Origin of the sequence: Luteimonas marina, assembly GCF_007859325.1 — a bacterium.
In the GTDB taxonomy this organism is placed as follows: Bacteria; Pseudomonadota; Gammaproteobacteria; order Xanthomonadales; family Xanthomonadaceae; genus Luteimonas; species Luteimonas marina.
This window is the reverse complement of record NZ_VOHK01000001.1, coordinates 324,176-342,197: the sequence shown is the minus strand read 5'-3', so window position 1 is coordinate 342,197 and position 18,022 is coordinate 324,176. Positions and strand designations below refer to the sequence as shown.

Below are 18,022 nucleotides of genomic sequence, written 5' to 3'. Positions count from 1 at the left end.
CATGCTGAACCTCGCCGAATACCGCCAGCGCCCGGCCTTGCTCGCCGATTGGCTGCCGTGGGCCGGGCTCGTCGCGCCGGGTGTCGTCTTGAACAAGGACGGCAGTTTCCAGCGCACGGCCCGGTTTCGCGGGCCTGACCTCGACAGTGCCACGCAAGGCGAGCTGATCGCCACGTCGGCCCGCTTGAACAATGCGCTGCGCCGGCTGGGATCGGGCTGGGCGCTGTTCATCGAGGCCGAACGCAGCGCCGCCGCGGACTACCCGCACTCAGAGTTTCCGGAGGCGCTGTCGTGGCTGGTGGACGAAGAACGCCGCTCGGCCTTCGAGGACACCGGCCATCACTTCGAGAGCGGCTATCACTTGACGCTGGTGTACCTGCCGCCTGAAGAATCGCGCGCTCGTGCCGCCAAGATGCTCTACGAGAACACGCCGACGAATGGCGTGGACTGGCGCGAGCGGCTGCAAGCCTTCGTCGCGGAAACGGATCGGGTCTTTGACCAGCTCGATGGCGTCATGCCGGAAATTGCCTGGCTCGATGACGCGCAGACCCTGACCTACCTGCACGCGACCATCTCGACGCGACGCTATCGCGTCGGTGTGCCCGAGGTGCCTTTCCACATCGACGCGCTGCTGGCCGACTCGCCGCTGGTTGGCGGCCTGGCCCCCATGCTGGGCGACCGGCACCTGCGCGTGGTGTCGGTGCGGGGCTTTCCGACCTCGACCTGGCCGGGGATTCTGGACGACCTCAACCGCCTCGGATTTGCGTATCGCTGGAGTACGCGCTTCCTCTGCATGGACAAATCCGAGGCGGAAAAAGACCTCGCCCGCCTGCGCCGCCAGTGGTTCGCCAAGCGCAAGAACGTCATCGCGCTGCTGCGCGAAACGATCTTCCAACAGGAGTCGCCGCTGGTGGACACGGATGCCTCGAACAAGGCGACCGATGCCGATGCCGCGTTGCAGGAGCTGGGCAGTGATCAAGTCGCCTTCGGCTACCTCACCGCCACGGTGACGGTGCTCGATGCCGACCCGGCCGCAGCCGACGAGAAGCTGCGCATGGTGGAGCGCGTCATCCAGGGCCGGGGCTTCGTGACCATCTCCGAAACGCTCAATGCCGTGGATGCGTGGCTGTCCTCGCTCCCCGGCAACGCCTATGCCAACGTGCGCCAGCCGATCGTCTCGACGCTGAACCTGGCGCACATGATGCCGGTGTCGGCCGTGTGGGCCGGCCCCGAGCGCAACGCGCATCTGGACGGCCCGCCTCTCATCGTGACGCGCACCGATGGCGCCACACCGTTTCGCTTGGTCACGCACGATGGCGACGTGGGCCACATGCTGGTGGCCGGCCCGACGGGCATGGGCAAGTCAGTGCTGCTCGCCACGCTGGCGATGCAGTTCCGCCGCTACCTCGGCTCGCGCATCTTCGCGTTCGATATGGGGCGTTCGATGCGCGCCACGATCCTCGGGCTTGGCGGCGAGCACTACGACTTGGGCACGGACGGCGAAATCGCCTTCCAGCCGCTCGCCCGCATTGACCGCGAAGGCTACCGCACCTGGGCCGCCGAATGGATCGAAGGCCGTTTGCTGCATGAAGGCGTAGCAGTCGGCCCGGACGAGAAAGCCGCCATCTGGTCGGCGCTGGGCAGCTTGGCCGGTGCGCCCGTCGAGCAGCGCACGATGACCGGCCTGTCGGTGCTGCTGCAATCGAACGCGCTGCGCCAGGCGCTCGCGCCCTATGTGCTGGGCGGCGCGCACGGCAAGCTGCTGGATGCCGACCACGACCGGCTGGGCATGGCGGACGTGCAGGGTTTCGAGATGGAGGAGCTGATGCACAGCAAGGCCGCCGTCATGGCCGTGCTGCATTACCTCTTTGCGCGCTTTGACGAACGCTTTGACGGTGCGCCCACGATGCTGATCCTCGATGAAGCGTGGCTGTTCCTGGATGACCCGGTGTTTGCCGCGCGCATCCGCCAGTGGCTCAAGACGCTGCGCAAGAAAAACGTGTCGGTGATCTTCGCCACGCAGTCGCTCGCGGACATTAAGGATTCGAGCATCGCGCCCGCAATCATCGAGAGCTGCGCAAGCCGCATCTTCCTGCCGAACCCGCAGGCGACCGAGCCGCAGATTCGCACGATCTACGAGGGCTTCGGGTTGAACTCGCGCCAGATCGAGATCGTCGCCACCGCGCAACCCAAGCGCGACTACTACTACCAATCCCGCCTCGGCAACCGCCTGTTCGACCTCGACCTGGGGGCGGCGACGCTGGCCTTCGCGGGCGCTTCCACGCCGCAAGACCAGCGCGACATAGACCGCGTGCTGCTGGACGCCGGCACGCCCGGCTTCGCGGGTGCCTGGCTGCGCCATCGCGGCCTCGATTGGGCGGCTGACCTGCTGCCCTCGTTCCCCGGCCTCGCGCCGGATTCCCTCGCTGACCAACCACAGGAGATCCTGCCATGAAGAAGCGCCTTGTCGCCGCTGCCATCGCGGCCATGCTTTGCACCGCCACTGCCCATGCGCAATGGGTCGTGATCGACCCCACCAACCTCGTGCAGAACACGATGACCGCGATCCGCACGCTGGAGCAGATCAACAACCAGATTCGCCAGCTCCAGAACGAAGCGCAAATGCTGATGAACCAGGCGCGCAACCTCGCCAGCCTTCCATCCAGCGTGGTCGGCCAGTTGCGCGCCAACCTGGCGACGACCGAGCGGCTGATCGCCCAGGCCCGAGGCTTGGCCTACGACGTGACGAATCTGGATCGGGAGTTTGCCCGCCTGTACCCGGAGCAGTACGCCGCCACCGTCAGCGGCGACCAGATGTACCGCGACGCCCAGGAGCGGTGGAAGAACACGCTGGGCGGCTTGCAGACCACCATGCAGATGCAGGCGCAGGTGTCGCAGAACCTGGGCGAAGACGAAAGCGTGCTGGCCGATCTGGTCGGCAAGAGCCAGTCGGCGCAAGGCGCGTTGCAGGCGATGCAGGCCATGAACCAGTTGCTCGCCTTGCAGGCCAAGCAGTCGATCCAGTCGCAGCGGCTCCAGATCACGCAAGACCGGGCCGCCTCGCTGGAACTGGCGCGGCAGGCGGCGGCCACCGAGCGCGCCCGCGAAGTGCGGCGGCGCTTCCTCGGGGAAGGCACGCCGTACACGCCGCAGTCCGTCAACTTCTACCGCGACTGACAGGAGGCCGCCATGCGATGCGTCCTCGTCCTTGGTGCCGTGCTGCTGGCCGCTTGCGGCGAGCAGCCGGCCGACAACCTCGCCGATGCCCTGGCCGCCGATCGCGTGCGGCTCAAGGCATTGCGCGCGCAATGCGCGGCCGACCGGCAGGCCACGGGCGAGGACGCTTGCCGCGCCGCCGCCGAAGCCTTCCGGCGGCGCTTCTTTTCCGGCGAGGCCGGGCCGGATGAATACCAGACGCTGGCCGACCTGCCGCCGATCCCGCCCAGCTTCGAGGAACCGGAGGGCACGCCATGAATGACGTGACCATCATCGACCAGTTCCTCAACACCTTCGCCACCTACATCGACTCGGGTTTCGGGCTGCTGCGCGGCGAAGTGGCGTTCCTCACGGCCACGCTGATCGTCATCGACATGACGATCGCCGGGCTGTATTGGGCCATGAGCCACGCCACCGGCCAAGGCGATGACGTGATCGCCAAGCTGCTGCGCAAGGTGCTCTACGTCGGTGCCTTCGCCTACATCCTCAACAACTTCAACTGGCTGGCCAGCATCGTGTTCCGCTCGTTCGCGGGGCTGGGCATCACCGCCACCGGCTCGGCCATCACGATGGAGAACTTCTTGCAGCCGGGCCGGCTCGCCAAGACCGGCATCGACGCCGGGGCGCCGATTCTGGAGCAGATCGGCGAGATGGCGGGCTTCCCCGAGGTGTTCGCCAATCTCGATCCCATCGTGGTGATGTTCCTCGCGTGGCTGGTCGTGGTGCTGTGCTTCTTCGTGCTGGCGATCCAGCTTTTCATCACGCTGATCGAGTTCAAGCTGACCACGCTCGCCGGGTTCGTGCTGGTGCCGTTCGCGCTGTGGAACAAGACCAGCTTTCTCGCCGAGAAGGTGCTGGGCAACGTCGTGGCCGCTGGCATCAAAGTGCTGGTGCTGGCTGTGATCGTCGGCATCGGCTCGGGCCTGTTCGCGCAGTTCCAAGTCCACCCCGCCGAGCCGAACATCGACCACGCGCTGGTCATCATGCTGGCCTCGCTCACCTTGCTCGCGCTCGGGATCTTCGGCCCCGGCATCGCCACGGGCCTTGTGTCCGGCGCGCCCCAGCTCGGCGCGGGCGCGATGGCCGGTGCCGCCGTCGGCGCGGCCGGAACGGCAGTGGCTGTCGGTGCTGCCGCGACGGGCGTGGGCGGCGCGGTGGCCGCTGGCGCGCGCATGGCCCCGGCTGCCGCCAAGCTGGCCGGCAGCGGCGCGCGTGCCGCCACGTCGGCGGCTGGCAGCGCGAAGTCGGCGTTCCAGGCGGGTTCCGCTGCCGCCGGCGGCGGTGCCAAAGGCGCGATGGCGGGCTTGGGCAACGTCGCCAAGACCGGCGCGCAGTCTGCCGGACGCGCTGCCGCATCCCGCGCTTCCGCTGCCGGGCAGCGCATGGCCGCACCGTTCCGCGCGGGCTGGAACGGCGACGCTGGCGCGTCAGCCGGCCAGGCCGCCACCAGCGAAGCGCCGGCAGGCGCTGCCGCTGCACAGGCGCCCGAGCAGCCCGCTTGGGCCAAGCGGCTGCATCGCCGCCAGCAGCTCACCCACGCCGCGACCACCGCTGCCCACGCGCTGCGCGGTGGCGACGGCGGCGGCTCCGGGCAAGGCCCGAGCCTGCGCGGCTCCGACGACTGACGCGATTCACAAGGAGAACTGACCATGCGATTCAAGAAACCGCAGGTGCGCTACGCCGACACGCCGCAGCCTGCCACGCCGTACCAAACCGCCGGCCAGGTGTGGGACGACCGTATCGGCTCGGCCCGCGTCCAGGCCAAGAACTGGCGATTCATGGCCTTCGGCTGCCTCACGCTCGCGCTGCTGATGGCCGGCGGACTGGTGTGGCGCTCGGCGCAATCCATCGTCACGCCCTACGTCGTGGAGGTGGACAACGCGGGCCAGGTGCGCGCCGTGGGCGAAGCCGCCACGCCGTACCGGCCCAACGATGCGCAGACGGCGCACCACATCGCGCGCTTCGTGACGCTGGTGCGCTCGCTGTCCATCGACCCCATCGTCGTCCGCCAGAACTGGCTGGACGCCTACGACTACACGACCGACAAAGGCGCGGCCGTGCTCAACGACTACGCGCGGGTCAACGACCCGTTCGCGCGCATCGGAAAGGAGTCGGTGACGGTGCAGATCACCAGCGTCGTGCGTGCCAGCGACACGTCTTTCAACGTGCGCTGGACGGAACGCCGCTACGTCAACGGCGCTGCGGCGGGCCTGGAACGGTGGACGGCCGTGGTGTCCATCGTGCTCCAGCCGCCGCGCACCGAAGAACGCCTGCGCAAGAACCCGCTGGGCATCTACGTCAACGGCCTTTCCTGGAGCCGCGAGCTGGATTCTTCCGAAGGAGCAAAACCATGAACCTGTCTTTCCGCTTTTACGCTTTGCCGTTGATGCTTGTTGCCCTGGCGGGCTGCGCCACGCAAGGCAAGCCGCCGCCGACCATCTCGCTCGATGAGCCGGTGCCGGTGCAGGCCCAGCCGATGCCGGAGCCGCCCGCGCCCGTGGAGGTTGTGGCCGTGCCCGAGGTGCTGCCGATGCCGGCGCAGTTGATGCCGGCACCCGAGGCCGAGGACGCCAAGCCCACGCCCGAGCCGGCCGACGAGAAGGTGCGCGTTTCACGCGCCAATGCCGAGGCGCGTGTCGCGCCCACGCGCGAGGGCTACGTCAACGCGATTCAGGTGTGGCCCTTCACCGATGGCGCGCTGTATCAGGTCTATGCGGCCGTGGGCCGGGTGACGATGGTTGCCTTGCAGCCGGGCGAGGAGCTGGTGACGGTGGCCGCCGGCGATACCGTGCGCTGGATCGTGGGCGACACGTCCAGCGGCAGCGGTGCCGACTTGCGCGTCAACGTGCTGGTCAAGCCGATCCGCTCGGGCCTCAAGACCAATCTGGTCATCATCACCAGCCGGAGGACGTACCTGCTGGAACTGACTTCCACGGAAAAGACGTGGATGGCGTCGGTGTCCTGGGAGTACCCGCGCGACCGGATGCTGGCCTTGCAGCGCCAGGCGCAAGCGGCCAGCGCCGCCGCGCCGGTGGATAGCGGCCTGTCGCTGGAGAACCTGCGCTTTCGCTACGCGATCGGCGGCAGCAATCCGTCGTGGAAGCCGCTGCGCGCTTTCGACGACGGGCAGAAGGTCTATATCCAGTTCCCCGCCGGCATCGCGCAAGGCGAACTGCCGCCGCTGTTCGTGATCGGGCCGGAAGGCGACGGGCAACTGGTGAACTACCGCTTCCGTTCGCCGTACTACATCGTGGATCGCCTGTTTGGCGCGGCAGAGTTGCGCCTGGGCGGTGACAAGGGCGACGTGGTGCGGATCGAGCGCACGGATGGCGTGGCACGGAGGAACTGACCATGAGCCAGGACGATACCCCCGACCTCGCCACGCGGCAGGCAGGCAAGGTCGCGCCCGAGGCGGTGGCGCTTCGCGCCCAGCCGCGTGCCGTGACCCGGTTGAACCGGCGCACGCTGGCCGTCCTCGTCGGCGGCCTGTCGGTCGCCGTGCTCGGGGCCACGATCTGGTCATTGCAACCGCACCGGCGCGGCGCGGGCGAGCAGACCGAGCTTTACAACGTCGATCGCGTCTCGAAGTCCGAAGGGCTGGACGGCCTGCCGTCCGACTACTCGAAGCTGCCGCCGAAGGTGCCCGAGCTGGGGCCGCCACTGCCGGGCGATCTTGGCCCGGCCATCGTGAACTCGCAGCAGTCCGCCGTGGCCGCTTACGCGGCCCCCGGCCACGATCCCAACGACGCCTTGCGCAAGGAGGCGGAAGCCGCAGCGGCTTCGTCGGTGTTTTTCCGCTCGGGCGGCCAGGGCCAGGCCGCCGCCACGGCCACGGTGGCGCCGCCGGGTGTGCCTGGTGCTGCCAACACGCTCGCGGCCTTCGACCCGCTCGCGGCTGGGCCGGCCTCGGCGGCGCCCCAGCCTGCCGATCCGACAGCTGTGCAAAACCGGCAAGACCAGAAAGAGGCGTTCCTGAAAGGCGGCTCTATGGAAACCCGCAATTCCGGAAACCTGAAAATGCCGGCCTCGCCGTATCAGGTCATGGCCGGAACGGTGATTGCGGGCGCGCTGGTGACGGGCATCAAGTCGGACTTGCCAGGCGACGTGATCGCCACGGTGACGGAGCCGGTCTATGACTCGGCCACGGGCAAGTTCCTGTTGATCCCGCAGGGGTCGCGCATCCTGGGTAAATACAACAGCCAGGTCAGCTACGGGCAGAGCCGCGTGCAGGTGGTGTGGAACCGGGTCATCCTGCCCGATACGTCCTCGCTGACGCTCGACAACCTTGTCGGCACCGATCCAGCCGGCTACGCCGGCCTGGAAGACGACGTGGACTGGCATTGGAATCGCATCGTCGCGGGCGCCGTGCTGACGACGCTGCTGGGCGTAGGCGCCGAGTTGGCCGCGCCAGAGAACCGCCAGGACGGCAACCGCATCGTCATCGCGGGGCGCGACAGCGCCCAGGACAGCATCAATCAGGTGGGTCAGGAGATCACCCGGCGCAACATGGACATCCAGCCGACGCTGACCATTAGGCCGGGCCTGCCGGTTCGCGTCATCGTGAACCGGGATCTGGTGCTGCGGCCGTGCCAGCCGCTGTTCTTCAACCGGGGAGCTTCCCAATGAACACGAAGAAACTGCGGCTAGGGCCGCTGCCCAAGACCGAGAGCGTCAAGCTGACCTTTGCCTGCCCGGCCAGCTTGAAAGCCGACCTCGACCGCTACGCCGCGCTGCACGCGCAGGCGTATGGCGAGGCCGTCGATGCCGAGAAGTTGATCCCGCACATGCTGGAGGCGTTCATGGCGGGGGATCGGGGATTCAGGAAGGGCACCACGACGCGGAGCGTGCCGTCCAAGCCGACGTGATGGCCCTCGAAGCCTGCCCAGCAACATCCATCGAACGCGCAGCCCAAGGCTGCGCGTTCTTCATTCTGGATGCCGCCAAGAGCCGCCTGGGCTATGATGACAAGACAAGCCCGCCGTCCCTCGGCAATCCAGCACGACACAGTGCGATGTGGCTTTCTCTCCCAACGCTCCTATGTGGCTCCTAGCCCACGAAGCCACACCGCGCCAAAGTGGCCGAGAAAAGAGCTAACCTACTGTCCCATATACGGTTTCAAGTCCTGCGTGATTTGCACAAAGGACTTGACACCAGAACTTTTTTGGATTCTTCGCCGGTTCGGGTGGCGGACGCCCTGCGGCCGGCGATCCCGGCGGCTCCTGCGTTCAGCGCACTCCTGTCGTCCTTGCCCTCGTCCGTACCTCGTGTCCGTGTCCTTGTCCATGTCCATGTCATTTCGACCGCAGGGAGAAATACTCTTCCGGCGCGCTGGATAGGAGATTTCTCCCTGCGGTCGAAATGACAGGCCTTCTTTCCGGTTTCTCCCATCCAACTCGGGCGCCGGGACTCGCCGACTCAGCCGTGGAGATTGCGAGTCTGGCCGGCGCCACGCACGACGAAGCGCTCGACCGTCAGCGCCTCCAGGCCCATCGGGCCATAGGAATGCAGGCGCGTGGTGGAGATGCCGATCTCGGCGCCCAGGCCGAGTTCGCCGCCGTCACTGAAGCGCGAGGAGGCGTTGACCATCACCACCGCCGAACGCAGCGCCTGGACGAACTTCGCCGCGCTGGCCTCGTCGCGCGTGGCGATCACCTCGGTATGGTCGGAGCCGTGGCGGCGGATGTGGGCGATCGCGGCATCGAGGGAATCGACCACGCGCACGGCGATGACCAGGTCGAGGTACTCGGCGTCGTAGTCCTCCTCCGTCGCCGGCACCACATCCGGCACGATCGCCTGCGTCGCGGCATCGCCGCGCAGCTCCACGCCGTGCGCGCGCATCGCATCCGCGGCGCGCGGCAGGAAGGCGTCGGCGATGTCGGCGTGCACCAGCAGCGTCTCCAGCGCATTGCAGGCGCTGGGGCGCGAGACCTTGCCGTCGACCAGCAGGCGCAGGGCGAGGTCCTGGTCGGCGTCGGCGTCGACGAACAGGTGGCAGACGCCCTTGTAGTGCTTGATCACCGGCACGCGCGCGTGTTCGGCGACGAAGCGGATCAGGCCCTCCCCGCCGCGCGGGATCGCGAGGTCGACGATGTCGGTCAGCTGCAGCAGCTCCAGCATGGTTTCGCGGCGCAGGTCCTCGACCAGGGTCAGCGCGGCGGCCGGTACGCCCGCGGCTTCGAGCGCACGCTGCAGCGCGGCCGTGATCGCCAGGTTGGAGCGGATCGCCTCGCTGCCGCCGCGCAGGATCACGCCGTTGCCGGCCTTCAGGCACAGCGCCGCGGCGTCGGCGGTCACGTTCGGGCGTGCCTCGTAGATCATCGCCACCACGCCCAGCGGCGTGCGCACGCGCTCGACCTCGATGCCGTTGGGGCGGGTCTCGCGGCGCGTGATCTGGCCGACGGGATCGGGCAGCGCCGCCACCTCACGCAGCGCCGAGGCGATGCCCGACAGACGCGAGTCGTCGAGGCGCAGCCGGTCGAGCATCGCCGCCGCCACGCCCTTTTCCCTCGCCGCCTGCAGGTCCCCGGCGTTGGCGGCGAGGATGGCCGGGGCATCGGCTTCCAGCGCGTCCGCCATGGCCAGCAGCATGGCGTTCCTGGCATCGGTCGACAGCGCGGCGACCGCCTGCGCGGCGTCTCGGCATTGGAGGGCGAGTTGGCGGATGTCGGTCATTTGCGGCTAATAATTGGTAATTGGTAACTGGCAGTTGATGGAAACAGGGTGGACGGTTCGATCTCCATACCACCGAAAGCGACGGGCAACGGCAACAGCCAGCAACCATCAACCGCCAACTTTCACTACAACAGCATCAAATCGTCGCGATGCACGATCGTATCGCCATAGCTGTAGCCGAGGATGGATTCGATGTCGCGCGAATGGCGGCGCGCGACGCGACGGATGTCGGCAGCGGAATACTGGCTGACGCCGCGCGCGACGCGACGGGTGCCGCGCTCGTCGCGCAGCAGCACCTCGACCATGTCGCCGCGACGGAAATCGCCCTCGGCCGTGACCACGCCCCCCGGCAGCAGCGAGGCGCCCTTCTCCACCAGCGCATTGGCCGCGCCGGCGTCGACGACGACGCCGCCCGGCTCCGCCGGCGCGTTCTGCAGCCAGTGCTTGCGCACGGCCACGCGGCTGCGCAGCGCATGGATGCGCGTGCCGCGCAGGCGGTCCTGCGCCAGCGCTTCCAGCACGTCGGCGCGGGTGCCGTTGAACAGCACCGTCGCCACGCCCGCGGCGGAGGCGCGCTGCGCCGCTTCGAGCTTGGTGCGCATGCCGCCGGTGCCGATCGCGCTGCCGGTACCGCCTGCGGCCGAGAGCAGCGCGGGCGTGAGCTGCGGCACCACCTCCACCGGGCGCGCGTCCGGATGGCGGCGCGGATCGGCGTCGTACAGGCCGTCGATGTCGGTGGCGATGAACAGCACGTCGGCATCGACCAGCGCAGCGACGATCGCGGCGAGATTGTCGTTGTCGCCCAGCTTGAGCTCGTCGACCGAGACCGTGTCGTTCTCGTTCACCACCGGCACCGCGCGATGGCGCAGCAGCGCCGACAGCGTGGCGCGGGCGTTGAGGTAGCGGCGGCGGTTGCGCAGGTCGTCGTGGGTCAGCAGCACCTGCGCCACCTGGCGGTCGAGCAGGCCCTGCCAGAAGCCGATCAGCCGCGCCTGCCCCAGCGCGGCCAGCGCCTGGCGCTCGGCCATCTCGGCGCCGTCGTGCGGCTGCTCGCGCATGATCGCGCGGCCGGCCGCGACCGCACCCGAGGACACCACCACCACCTCGCGCCCGGCCTTGTGCGAGGCGACGACGAAACCGGCGATGGCCTGCGCGTACTCGGTCGACAGTCCGCCGCCGTTCGCGGCCAGCAGGCTGCTGCCGACCTTCAGCACGGCGCGCCGCCAGGGCGGCAGGCGCTGTTCGGAGAAGGCGTGCGTGTTCATCGGCTCAGCGCGTGTTCCACTCGTGGACGACGATGTCCGACGCGCCGTGGATCGCCAGCGGGTCGCGTTCGACGATGGCCTTCGCCGCATCGAGATCCGCCACCCCGCGCAGCAGGTAGGCGCCGCCGCTGCGGTCGCCGAAGCCGCCTGTCAGCTCCAGCAGGCCATCGGCGCGCAGCCCGTCGAGGAAGGCCAGGTGCGGCGCGACCAGGGCCTCGTCGAAACCGGGCCGCCGCATCAGCAGCACCAGGTAGCGCGTCGCCGGCGCGTTCACAGCGCCTCCCAGCGGGCCTGCAGTTCGTCGAGGCGCAGGTCCGCCGCGGCACCGGGCGAGACGCGCGCGGCGAGGCTGCCTTCCGGCGTGCGTCCCTGCCCGGCGCTGTCGGCGGACGCCGCGGCGGCCTTGTAGGCCTCGCGGAACGGCACGCCGGCGACGGCGGCTTCCACCGCCACGTCGGTGGCGTACATGCCAGAATCGATCGCCGCGCGCAGTTGCGCCTCGCGCCATTCGAGGTTGGCCAGCAGCGCCGGCAGCAGCTCCAGCGCCGCCAGGCCGCGGCCGAAGCCGTGGAAGATCGCGCCCTTGCTGGCCTGCAGGTCGCGGTGGTAGCCAGAGGGCAGCGACAGCAGCTGCTCGATCTCGGTGCGCGCCGCGGCGACACTGGCGTGCGTGGCGCGCATCAGTTCGATCACGTCGGGATTGCGCTTGTTGGGCATGATCGAGCTGCCGGTCGTGTATTGCGACGGCAGCGCGACGAAGCCGAACTCGGCGCTGGTGAACAGCGACAGGTCCCAGGCGATACGGCGCAGGTCGAGCGTGGCGCTGCCGAGCGCCTCCAGCGCGGCCAGTTCGAACTTGCCGCGGGACAGCTGGGCGTAGATCGGACTGACCTGCATGCGCGCGAAACCGAGCGCCTGCGTCGTGTGTTCGCGATCGAGCCCGAGGTTGACGCCGTAGCCGGCGGCAGTGCCCAGCGGATTGCAGTCCACCAGCTTCAGCGTGTCGGCGGCGCGGACCGCATCGTCGATGAAGGCCTCGGCCCAGCCGGCCCACCACATGCCCGCCGAGGACACCACGGCGCGCTGGATGTGGGTATAGCCGGGCAACGGAAGGTCGCGCTCGGCCCGCGCGCGGTCGAGCGCCACCCGCGCGATCTCGCGCCCCAGCCGCGCCACGCGCGCCAGCTTTTCCTTCAGCCACAGGCGCGTCGCCACCAGCACCTGGTCGTTGCGGCTGCGGCCGGTGTGGATCTTGCGACCGGCGTCGCCGAGGCGTTCGGTCAGGCGCGCCTCGATCGCGGAATGGCCGTCCTCGTAGCGCTCGTCGAGCACGAAACCGCCGGCGCGGAAGTCGTCGGCCAGCTGCGCGAGCTCGCGCTTGAGGCTGTCGAGCTCATCCCCCGAGAGGATGCCGATGCGCTGCAGGCCTTCCGCGTGCGCGGCGCTGGCCTGGATGTCGTGCAGGAAGAACTCGCGGTCGAGCAGCACGTCGTCGCCGGCGAGGAAGCGCTGGATCCCGGCGTCCACGGTCACGCCGGGCTTCTGCCACAGCAGGTCGCTCATCGGCCGTCCTCCTGCGAAAGGAATGCGTCCGCCGGAATCCCGGCCAGTTCGTCGAACCCGAATGCGAGGTTGAGATTCTGCATCGCCTGCGTCGCCGCGCCCTTGAGCAGGTTGTCGAGCGTGGACACGACCACCAGGCGCTTGCCGCCGGGCGCCACGGTGAAGCCGCCGATCTCGACGCCATGCCTGCCGGCGATCCGGCTGACCCAGGGCGCGTCGTCACCCACCCGCAGCAGCGGCTCGCCTGCGTAGCGGTCGCGGTACAGCGCCCGCACGTCCTCCACTTTCACCGGCTGCTGCAGCCACAGGTTCACGGTCATGGTGATGCCGCGGAAGTGCGGCGCCACGTGCGGCATGAACTCGACCGGCACGCCGAGGTGGCGCGACACCTCGCGCTCATGCATGTGCTCGGCCAGCGCGTACGGCATCAGGTTGTCGCGCAGCAGTTCGACGTTGTTCTTGTCCGAGGGCGTCGTGCCGGCGCCGGAATAGCCCGACACGCCGAAGCACTGCGGCGGCCCGGCCAGCCGGTCGAGCACCGGCGCGATCGCCAGTTCCATCGCGGTCGCGTAGCAGCCGGGATTGCTGATGCGCTTCGAACCTTCGTAGCGCGCCCGGGTCAGTTCCGGCAGGCCGTAGTACCAGTGCTCGTCGAAGCGATGGTCGGCCGACAGGTCGACGATCACCGTGTCCGGCTTCGCCGCATCCAGCGCCGCGACATAGGGTGCGGCCTTGCCGTTGGGCAGGGCCAGGACCACGGCGTCGGCGCCTTTCGCGGCCACCGCGTCGGCATCGAGGTTCTCGAAGCACAGATCGCCGGTGTAGGCGTCGCTGTGTCCGGCCACGCGCTGGCCGTCCAGCTCGCGCGAGGACACGAACGCCAGTTCGAACCGCGGGTGCGCGGCGACCAGCCGGATCAGCTCGCTGCCGGTATGGCCGCGGGCGCCGACGATGCCGAGGGAAACGGGGGCCTTGCTCATGGATGATCGTCCAGTCGGGACTGCAGGTGCCGGCGCACCGCCGGCCATTCCGTGTCGAGGATGGAAAACACCACGGTATCGCGCAGCGAACCGTCGGCGTGGCGCTTGTGGTTGCGCAGCACGCCATCCTGTTTCGCGCCGAGCCGGGCGATGGCCGCACGCGAGGCGTGGTTGAACCAGCTGGTCTCGAAGCCGACGCTGGCGCAGTCCAGCGTGTCGAAGGCGTGTTCCAGCAGCATCCGCTTGCATTCGGTATTGACGCCGGTGCGCTGCACGCGCGGGGCGTACCAGGTGTAGCCGAGCAGCAACCTCGGCACCTCCGGCTCCAGCCCGTAGAAGCGGGTCGTGCCGACGACATCGCCGCCGGGCTCGCGTACCGCGAAGGCCAGCACGCGGCCGGCCGCCTGCGCTTCCAGCGCGCCGTCCACGTAGGCCGCCACGCGCGCCGGCGCAGGCACGTTGGTGTACCAGAGCCGGTCGAGCCCGCTGCCCTCCACCGCGGCGCGCAGGCCGTCGGCATGCGCGGCCTGCAGCGGTTCGAGCACGGCATGGCGGCCGACGAGCCTCGGTACGCTGCGCCATGCCGACGGGAGTGCGATCGCGGCCATCGTCAGTCCAGCAGCGTCGGCGCGCGCGTGGCGCAGTGGGCCACCGCCTTCTGGATGCCGTCGAAGCCGTCCAGCCCGTACCAGAACACCTTCCACCTGTCCTGCTTGTAGCAGCCGTCGGACTCTGCGTAGTAGAAGATGTTGACCTGGTTGTTGTGGCGCGAGCGCCAGAACAGCTGCGGCGTCTCCTCGCGCATGACGTTCCAGACCGCGCGACCGAGGCCTTCGCCCTGCGCGTCGTCGAGCACCGCGAACTTGTCGAGGTAGGTCATGCCGTCGCCGTCGACGAGGATCACCGCGGCGCGGTAGTTCTCGCTGACGTAGGCGCGCAGCAGCGACGTCTTCTCGAAGTAGTCCGGCGCCAGCCGCCTGCCGAAGCTGGATTCGATCAGTTCGCGCAGGCGGTCGAGGTCGAACGCGCCCCAGTCCGTCGCGCGCACCACCTTCTCGCCGCGGCGCACCAGCGTGCCCGAGCCCTTGTGGGTGAAAAGTTCCTTGGCCAGGTCCGCCGGCCGCGTGATCGAGACCGAGGACTCCAGCGGCAGGTGGTCGAGCAGGTCCTTGATCTGCTCGATCTTGACCTTCATGCCGCCGTTGAGCCACGGCTGTTGCATCAGGTGCTCGTACTCGCTGGAGAGGTTGATCGAATCGATGAGCCTGCCGTCGGCGTCGAGCAGGCCGCCGGTGCCGGTCAGGAAGATGATCTTGTAGGGCTGCAGCACGCGCACCAGTTCGTTGGCGGCGAAATCGGCGTTGATGTTGAGGATCTGCCCGCACGCGGTCTCGCCGAGGCTGGCGATGACCGGGATCGAGCTCGCCTGCAGGCTGGCCTCGATCGGCGCAAGGTTCACGCTGCGCACCTCGCCGACCAGGCCGTAGGTGTCGCGATCGAGATAGTCGGCCTCGAACACGCCGCCGGTGATCGAGGTCGCGCGCACGCCGTTCTGCTGCAGTGCCTCGACCAGGGCGAGGTTGGACGATTGGAACACCTTGCGCACGATCGCCAGTGCCTCGGGCGAGGTCACGCGCAGGCCGTCGACGGTCTGCTTGGTGATGCCGGCGGCGGACAGCTCGGCGTCGAGCTGCGGCCCCGCACCGTGCAGCACGATCGGCGTCAGCCCCACTTCCTGCAGGAACGACAGCGACGAGGTCAGCGCCTCCAGGTCGTCGCGCAGCACCGCGCCGCCGACCTTGACCACGGCGAAGCGCTTGGCGTCGAGCTGCGAGAAGCGCTTGAGGTACTGGCTGATCTCCTTCGCGCTGGCCATGCTCGAAAGCAGGCGCACGATGGTCTGCCGGGTCTGCCTGTTGGCTTCGATGTTCATGCTGGTCCGAGGATGTTGCGGACGATGCCGCCGTAGCGTTGCAATTGGTCCAGCGACACCCACTCGTCGGCGGTGTGCGCCTGGGCGATGTCGCCGGGGCCGAAGACCAGCGCGGTCAGGCCCGCGCGCGAGAACAGCGAGGCCTCGGTCCAGAAGTCGACGGCGTTGCCGATCGGCAGGCCGAGGTCGTCGGCGAGGTCGCGCGCGGCCAGCCGCCGGTCCTCGGCGCCGGCGACGTCGCCGGCGGGCAGCGGCGGCCCGCGGAAGGTTTCCTCGTACTCGCCGAGCGCATCCGGCGCGGCGAAACCGCGGAACGCCGCGTGCAACTGGTCGATGTCGTGCGAGGGCAGCGGCCGGAAGCCGAAGCGCAGTTCCGCCGCCGGCGCGATCACGTTCGCCTTGATCCCGCCCTCGATGCGGCCGATGTTGAAGCGCAGCCCGGTCAGTCCGCCGAAGCGGCGGTGCGACTCCATGGCAATGAACTCCAGCGCACGATTGCCCCAGCGCACGGCGTGGTGCAGCGCGCTGGCGTCGACCGCACTCGCGCCGGAGGCGTGGCCGGCCTTGCCGCGGAAATCCATGCGCACCGCGCTGATGCCACGATGGGCCAGCACCGCCTCGCACTGCGTGGGCTCGGCGACGACCACGTCGCGGAAACCGTGGTCGCGGGCGAGGAAGGCGTCGATGCAGCGCGGGTCGTTGGCCTCCTCGTCGCTGCTGAACAGGAAGGCGGCGTCGCCTTGCGTGGCCTGCGCCGCGGCGATCAGGCCCGCGGCCGCGCCCTTGATGTCGCAGGCGCCGAGGCCGATGGCGCGCTCGTCCGTCACCCGCAGCCTGAGCGGATCGGCGCTCCAGTGCGGCGACGAGGGCACGGTGTCCAGGTGCACGTTGAACAGCCGCGTCGGCCCGCCGCGCACGGCGAACAGCGACACCGCGCCGGCGCCGTGGTCGGTGACCTCGACGCGGAAGTCCGGCAGCTGCGCGCGGATGTAGTCGAAGATCCCGCCGGTGGTAATCGCGCGCGGCGGGTTGCGGGTGTCGAAGGACACCAGGGCTTCGAGGTGTTGGAGGATGGTCTGCAACATGTGGTTTCTATTCCTGTCATGTCGAGCGCAGCGAGACATCTTCTCTCCGGAGGGAAAGATCCCTCACTGCGTTCGGGATGACATATCGGGTGGCCTCAGCGATTGACCTCCGCCCACAGCGTGCTGCTCATCCCGAACAGCTTGATGAAGCCCTCGGCCTCCTCCACGCCCCAGTCGGCCGACTGCGCATAGGTGGCGCCCTTGGAATGCAGCAGGTGAGGCGAACTCACCGCGACCGCATCCACGCGCCCGCCGCGGGTCTCCAGCACGACCTCGCCGTTGACCTTGGCCTGCGACGAGGCCAGGAAGGCCTCGAGGTCGGTCTTCAGCGGATCGTGGAAGAAACCCTCGTAGACCAGCTCCACCCACTTGCGCGCCACTTCCGGCTTGAAGCGGTTCTGCTGCTTGCTCAGCACCGCCTCTTCCAGCGCACGGTGCGCGGTGAGCAGTGCCACCAGGCCCGGCGCCTCGTAGACGATGCGGCCCTTCAGGCCGATCACCGTGTCGCCGGTGTACAGCCCGCGGCCGACGCCGTAGGGCGCGAACAGGCGGTTGAGCGCGGCGAGGATCTGCTCGCCCGGCAGCGACTTGCCGTCGAGCTCGACCGCCTCGCCTTCGACGAACTTCAGGCGCACGCTCAGCGGCTCGACCGGCCACGCGCTGCGCGGCGCGCACCAGCCGCGCGCGCCCTCGCCCGGCGCCTCCCACTGGTCGATTTCGCCGCCGGACATGGTCACGCCCAGCAGGTTCTCGTTGATGGTGTAGGCCTTCTGTTTGGCGCGCACGCCGAAGCCGCGCTCTTCCAGATAGGCCTGCTCGTAGGCGCGGGTCTGGGTGTGTTCCTTCTGGATCTCGCGGATCGGCGCCACGATGCGGTAGTCGCCGCTGGCCTTGGCCGCGAGGTCGAAGCGCACCTGGTCGTTGCCCATGCCCGTGCAGCCATGGGCGATGGCGTTGGTGCCCAGCTCCGCGGCGCGCTTGAGCGCGGCATCGACGATCAGGTAGCGGTCCGACACCAGCAGCGGATACTGCCCCTGGTAACCCTCGCCCGCCCACACGAACGGCTTGACGAAGCCCGACCAGATGGCCGAACCGCCGTCGACGGTGAGGTGGCTGGCCACGCCCAGCTCGGCGGCGCGCTGCTCGATGAACGCGCGCTCATCGGCGTCGACGCCGCCGGTGTCGGCGAACACCGTGTGCACGTTCCAGCCGCGCTCCTTCAGGTAGGGCACGCAGAAACTGGTGTCGAGTCCGCCGGAGAAGGCGAGAACGATGTCTTTGGAATCGGACGCAGTCATGTCGAAGTCT

At 68.9% G+C, this 18,022-nt stretch carries 17 protein-coding genes; 8 read left to right on the top strand and 9 right to left on the bottom strand.

Annotated features, from left to right (window positions below; all coding sequences use genetic code 11):
- Position 1 precedes the first annotated feature (1 nt).
- From trbE to FQY83_RS01530, 8 genes are read left to right on the top strand one after another with little or no spacing between them, the layout of a single operon-like run.
- Positions 2 to 2,455, top strand: coding sequence for a conjugal transfer protein TrbE (gene trbE / locus FQY83_RS01565; RefSeq protein ID WP_008786755.1), 2,454 nt, complete (start codon positions 2 to 4; stop codon positions 2,453 to 2,455).
- Positions 2,452 to 3,177 carry a P-type conjugative transfer protein TrbJ gene (gene trbJ / locus FQY83_RS01560; protein WP_008786756.1) on the top strand — a complete coding sequence of 242 codons (726 nt, stop codon included), beginning with the start codon at positions 2,452 to 2,454 and terminating at the stop codon, positions 3,175 to 3,177. Before trbE ends, trbJ begins: the two co-directional genes overlap by 4 nt.
- A gap of 12 nt (positions 3,178 to 3,189) precedes the next feature.
- The gene (locus FQY83_RS01555; RefSeq protein WP_008786757.1) at positions 3,190 to 3,474 is read left to right on the top strand and encodes a hypothetical protein; all 285 of its coding nucleotides are present in this window, start codon (positions 3,190 to 3,192) and stop codon (positions 3,472 to 3,474) included.
- Complete coding sequence (gene trbL, locus FQY83_RS01550; protein WP_021221531.1) at positions 3,471 to 4,841, top strand: P-type conjugative transfer protein TrbL; 1,371 nt, start codon at positions 3,471 to 3,473, stop codon at positions 4,839 to 4,841. Before FQY83_RS01555 ends, trbL begins: the two co-directional genes overlap by 4 nt.
- 24 nt (positions 4,842 to 4,865) lie before the next feature.
- Complete coding sequence (gene trbF / locus FQY83_RS01545; protein ID WP_008786883.1) at positions 4,866 to 5,570, top strand: conjugal transfer protein TrbF; 705 nt, start codon at positions 4,866 to 4,868, stop codon at positions 5,568 to 5,570.
- Positions 5,567 to 6,565: a P-type conjugative transfer protein TrbG gene (gene trbG / locus FQY83_RS01540; RefSeq protein ID WP_008786882.1), complete on the top strand. Its 999-nt coding sequence runs from the start codon at positions 5,567 to 5,569 to the stop codon at positions 6,563 to 6,565. Before trbF ends, trbG begins: the two co-directional genes overlap by 4 nt.
- Positions 6,566 to 6,567: 2 nt before the next feature.
- Complete coding sequence (locus FQY83_RS01535; protein ID WP_008786881.1) at positions 6,568 to 7,842, top strand: TraB/TrbI/VirB10 family type IV secretion system protein; 1,275 nt, start codon at positions 6,568 to 6,570, stop codon at positions 7,840 to 7,842.
- The gene (locus FQY83_RS01530; protein WP_008786880.1) at positions 7,839 to 8,081 is read left to right on the top strand and encodes a DUF2274 domain-containing protein; all 243 of its coding nucleotides are present in this window, start codon (positions 7,839 to 7,841) and stop codon (positions 8,079 to 8,081) included. Before FQY83_RS01535 ends, FQY83_RS01530 begins: the two co-directional genes overlap by 4 nt.
- A gap of 550 nt (positions 8,082 to 8,631) precedes the next feature.
- On the opposite strand, the gene FQY83_RS01525 is transcribed toward FQY83_RS01530, so the two are convergent.
- From FQY83_RS01525 to FQY83_RS01485, 9 genes are all read right to left on the bottom strand, one after another.
- On the bottom strand, positions 8,632 to 9,888 hold the full coding sequence (locus tag FQY83_RS01525; RefSeq protein ID WP_146384477.1) for a glutamate-5-semialdehyde dehydrogenase: 1,257 nt from the start codon (positions 9,886 to 9,888) through the stop codon (positions 8,632 to 8,634).
- 125 nt (positions 9,889 to 10,013) lie between these two features.
- The gene (gene proB / locus FQY83_RS01520) at positions 10,014 to 11,153 is read right to left on the bottom strand and encodes a glutamate 5-kinase (RefSeq protein ID WP_146384475.1); all 1,140 of its coding nucleotides are present in this window, start codon (positions 11,151 to 11,153) and stop codon (positions 10,014 to 10,016) included.
- A 4-nt stretch (positions 11,154 to 11,157) separates the two neighbouring features.
- On the bottom strand, positions 11,158 to 11,427 hold the full coding sequence (locus FQY83_RS01515) for a YciI family protein (protein ID WP_272952437.1): 270 nt from the start codon (positions 11,425 to 11,427) through the stop codon (positions 11,158 to 11,160).
- Positions 11,424 to 12,716 (bottom strand): argininosuccinate lyase, encoded by a 1,293-nt coding sequence (gene argH / locus FQY83_RS01510; protein WP_146384473.1) that lies wholly within the window; start codon positions 12,714 to 12,716, stop codon positions 11,424 to 11,426. The genes FQY83_RS01515 and argH overlap by 4 nt, the downstream gene beginning before the upstream one ends.
- Positions 12,713 to 13,696: an N-acetyl-gamma-glutamyl-phosphate reductase gene (gene argC / locus FQY83_RS01505; RefSeq protein ID WP_146384471.1), complete on the bottom strand. Its 984-nt coding sequence runs from the start codon at positions 13,694 to 13,696 to the stop codon at positions 12,713 to 12,715. The genes argH and argC overlap by 4 nt, the downstream gene beginning before the upstream one ends.
- Positions 13,693 to 14,304, bottom strand: a complete 612-nt coding sequence (locus tag FQY83_RS01500; RefSeq protein ID WP_146384469.1) for a GNAT family N-acetyltransferase — start codon at positions 14,302 to 14,304, stop codon at positions 13,693 to 13,695. The genes argC and FQY83_RS01500 overlap by 4 nt, the downstream gene beginning before the upstream one ends.
- Before the next feature lie 2 nt (positions 14,305 to 14,306).
- Positions 14,307 to 15,629, bottom strand: a complete 1,323-nt coding sequence (locus FQY83_RS01495; protein ID WP_146384466.1) for an acetylglutamate kinase — start codon at positions 15,627 to 15,629, stop codon at positions 14,307 to 14,309.
- Entirely contained in the window at positions 15,626 to 16,714 is a 1,089-nt protein-coding gene (locus FQY83_RS01490) for an acetylornithine deacetylase (protein ID WP_146384464.1), read from the bottom strand. Before FQY83_RS01490 ends, FQY83_RS01495 begins: the two co-directional genes overlap by 4 nt.
- A gap of 95 nt (positions 16,715 to 16,809) precedes the next feature.
- Positions 16,810 to 18,012, bottom strand: a complete 1,203-nt coding sequence (locus FQY83_RS01485; RefSeq protein ID WP_146384462.1) for an argininosuccinate synthase — start codon at positions 18,010 to 18,012, stop codon at positions 16,810 to 16,812.
- Positions 18,013 to 18,022: the final 10 nt, after the last annotated feature.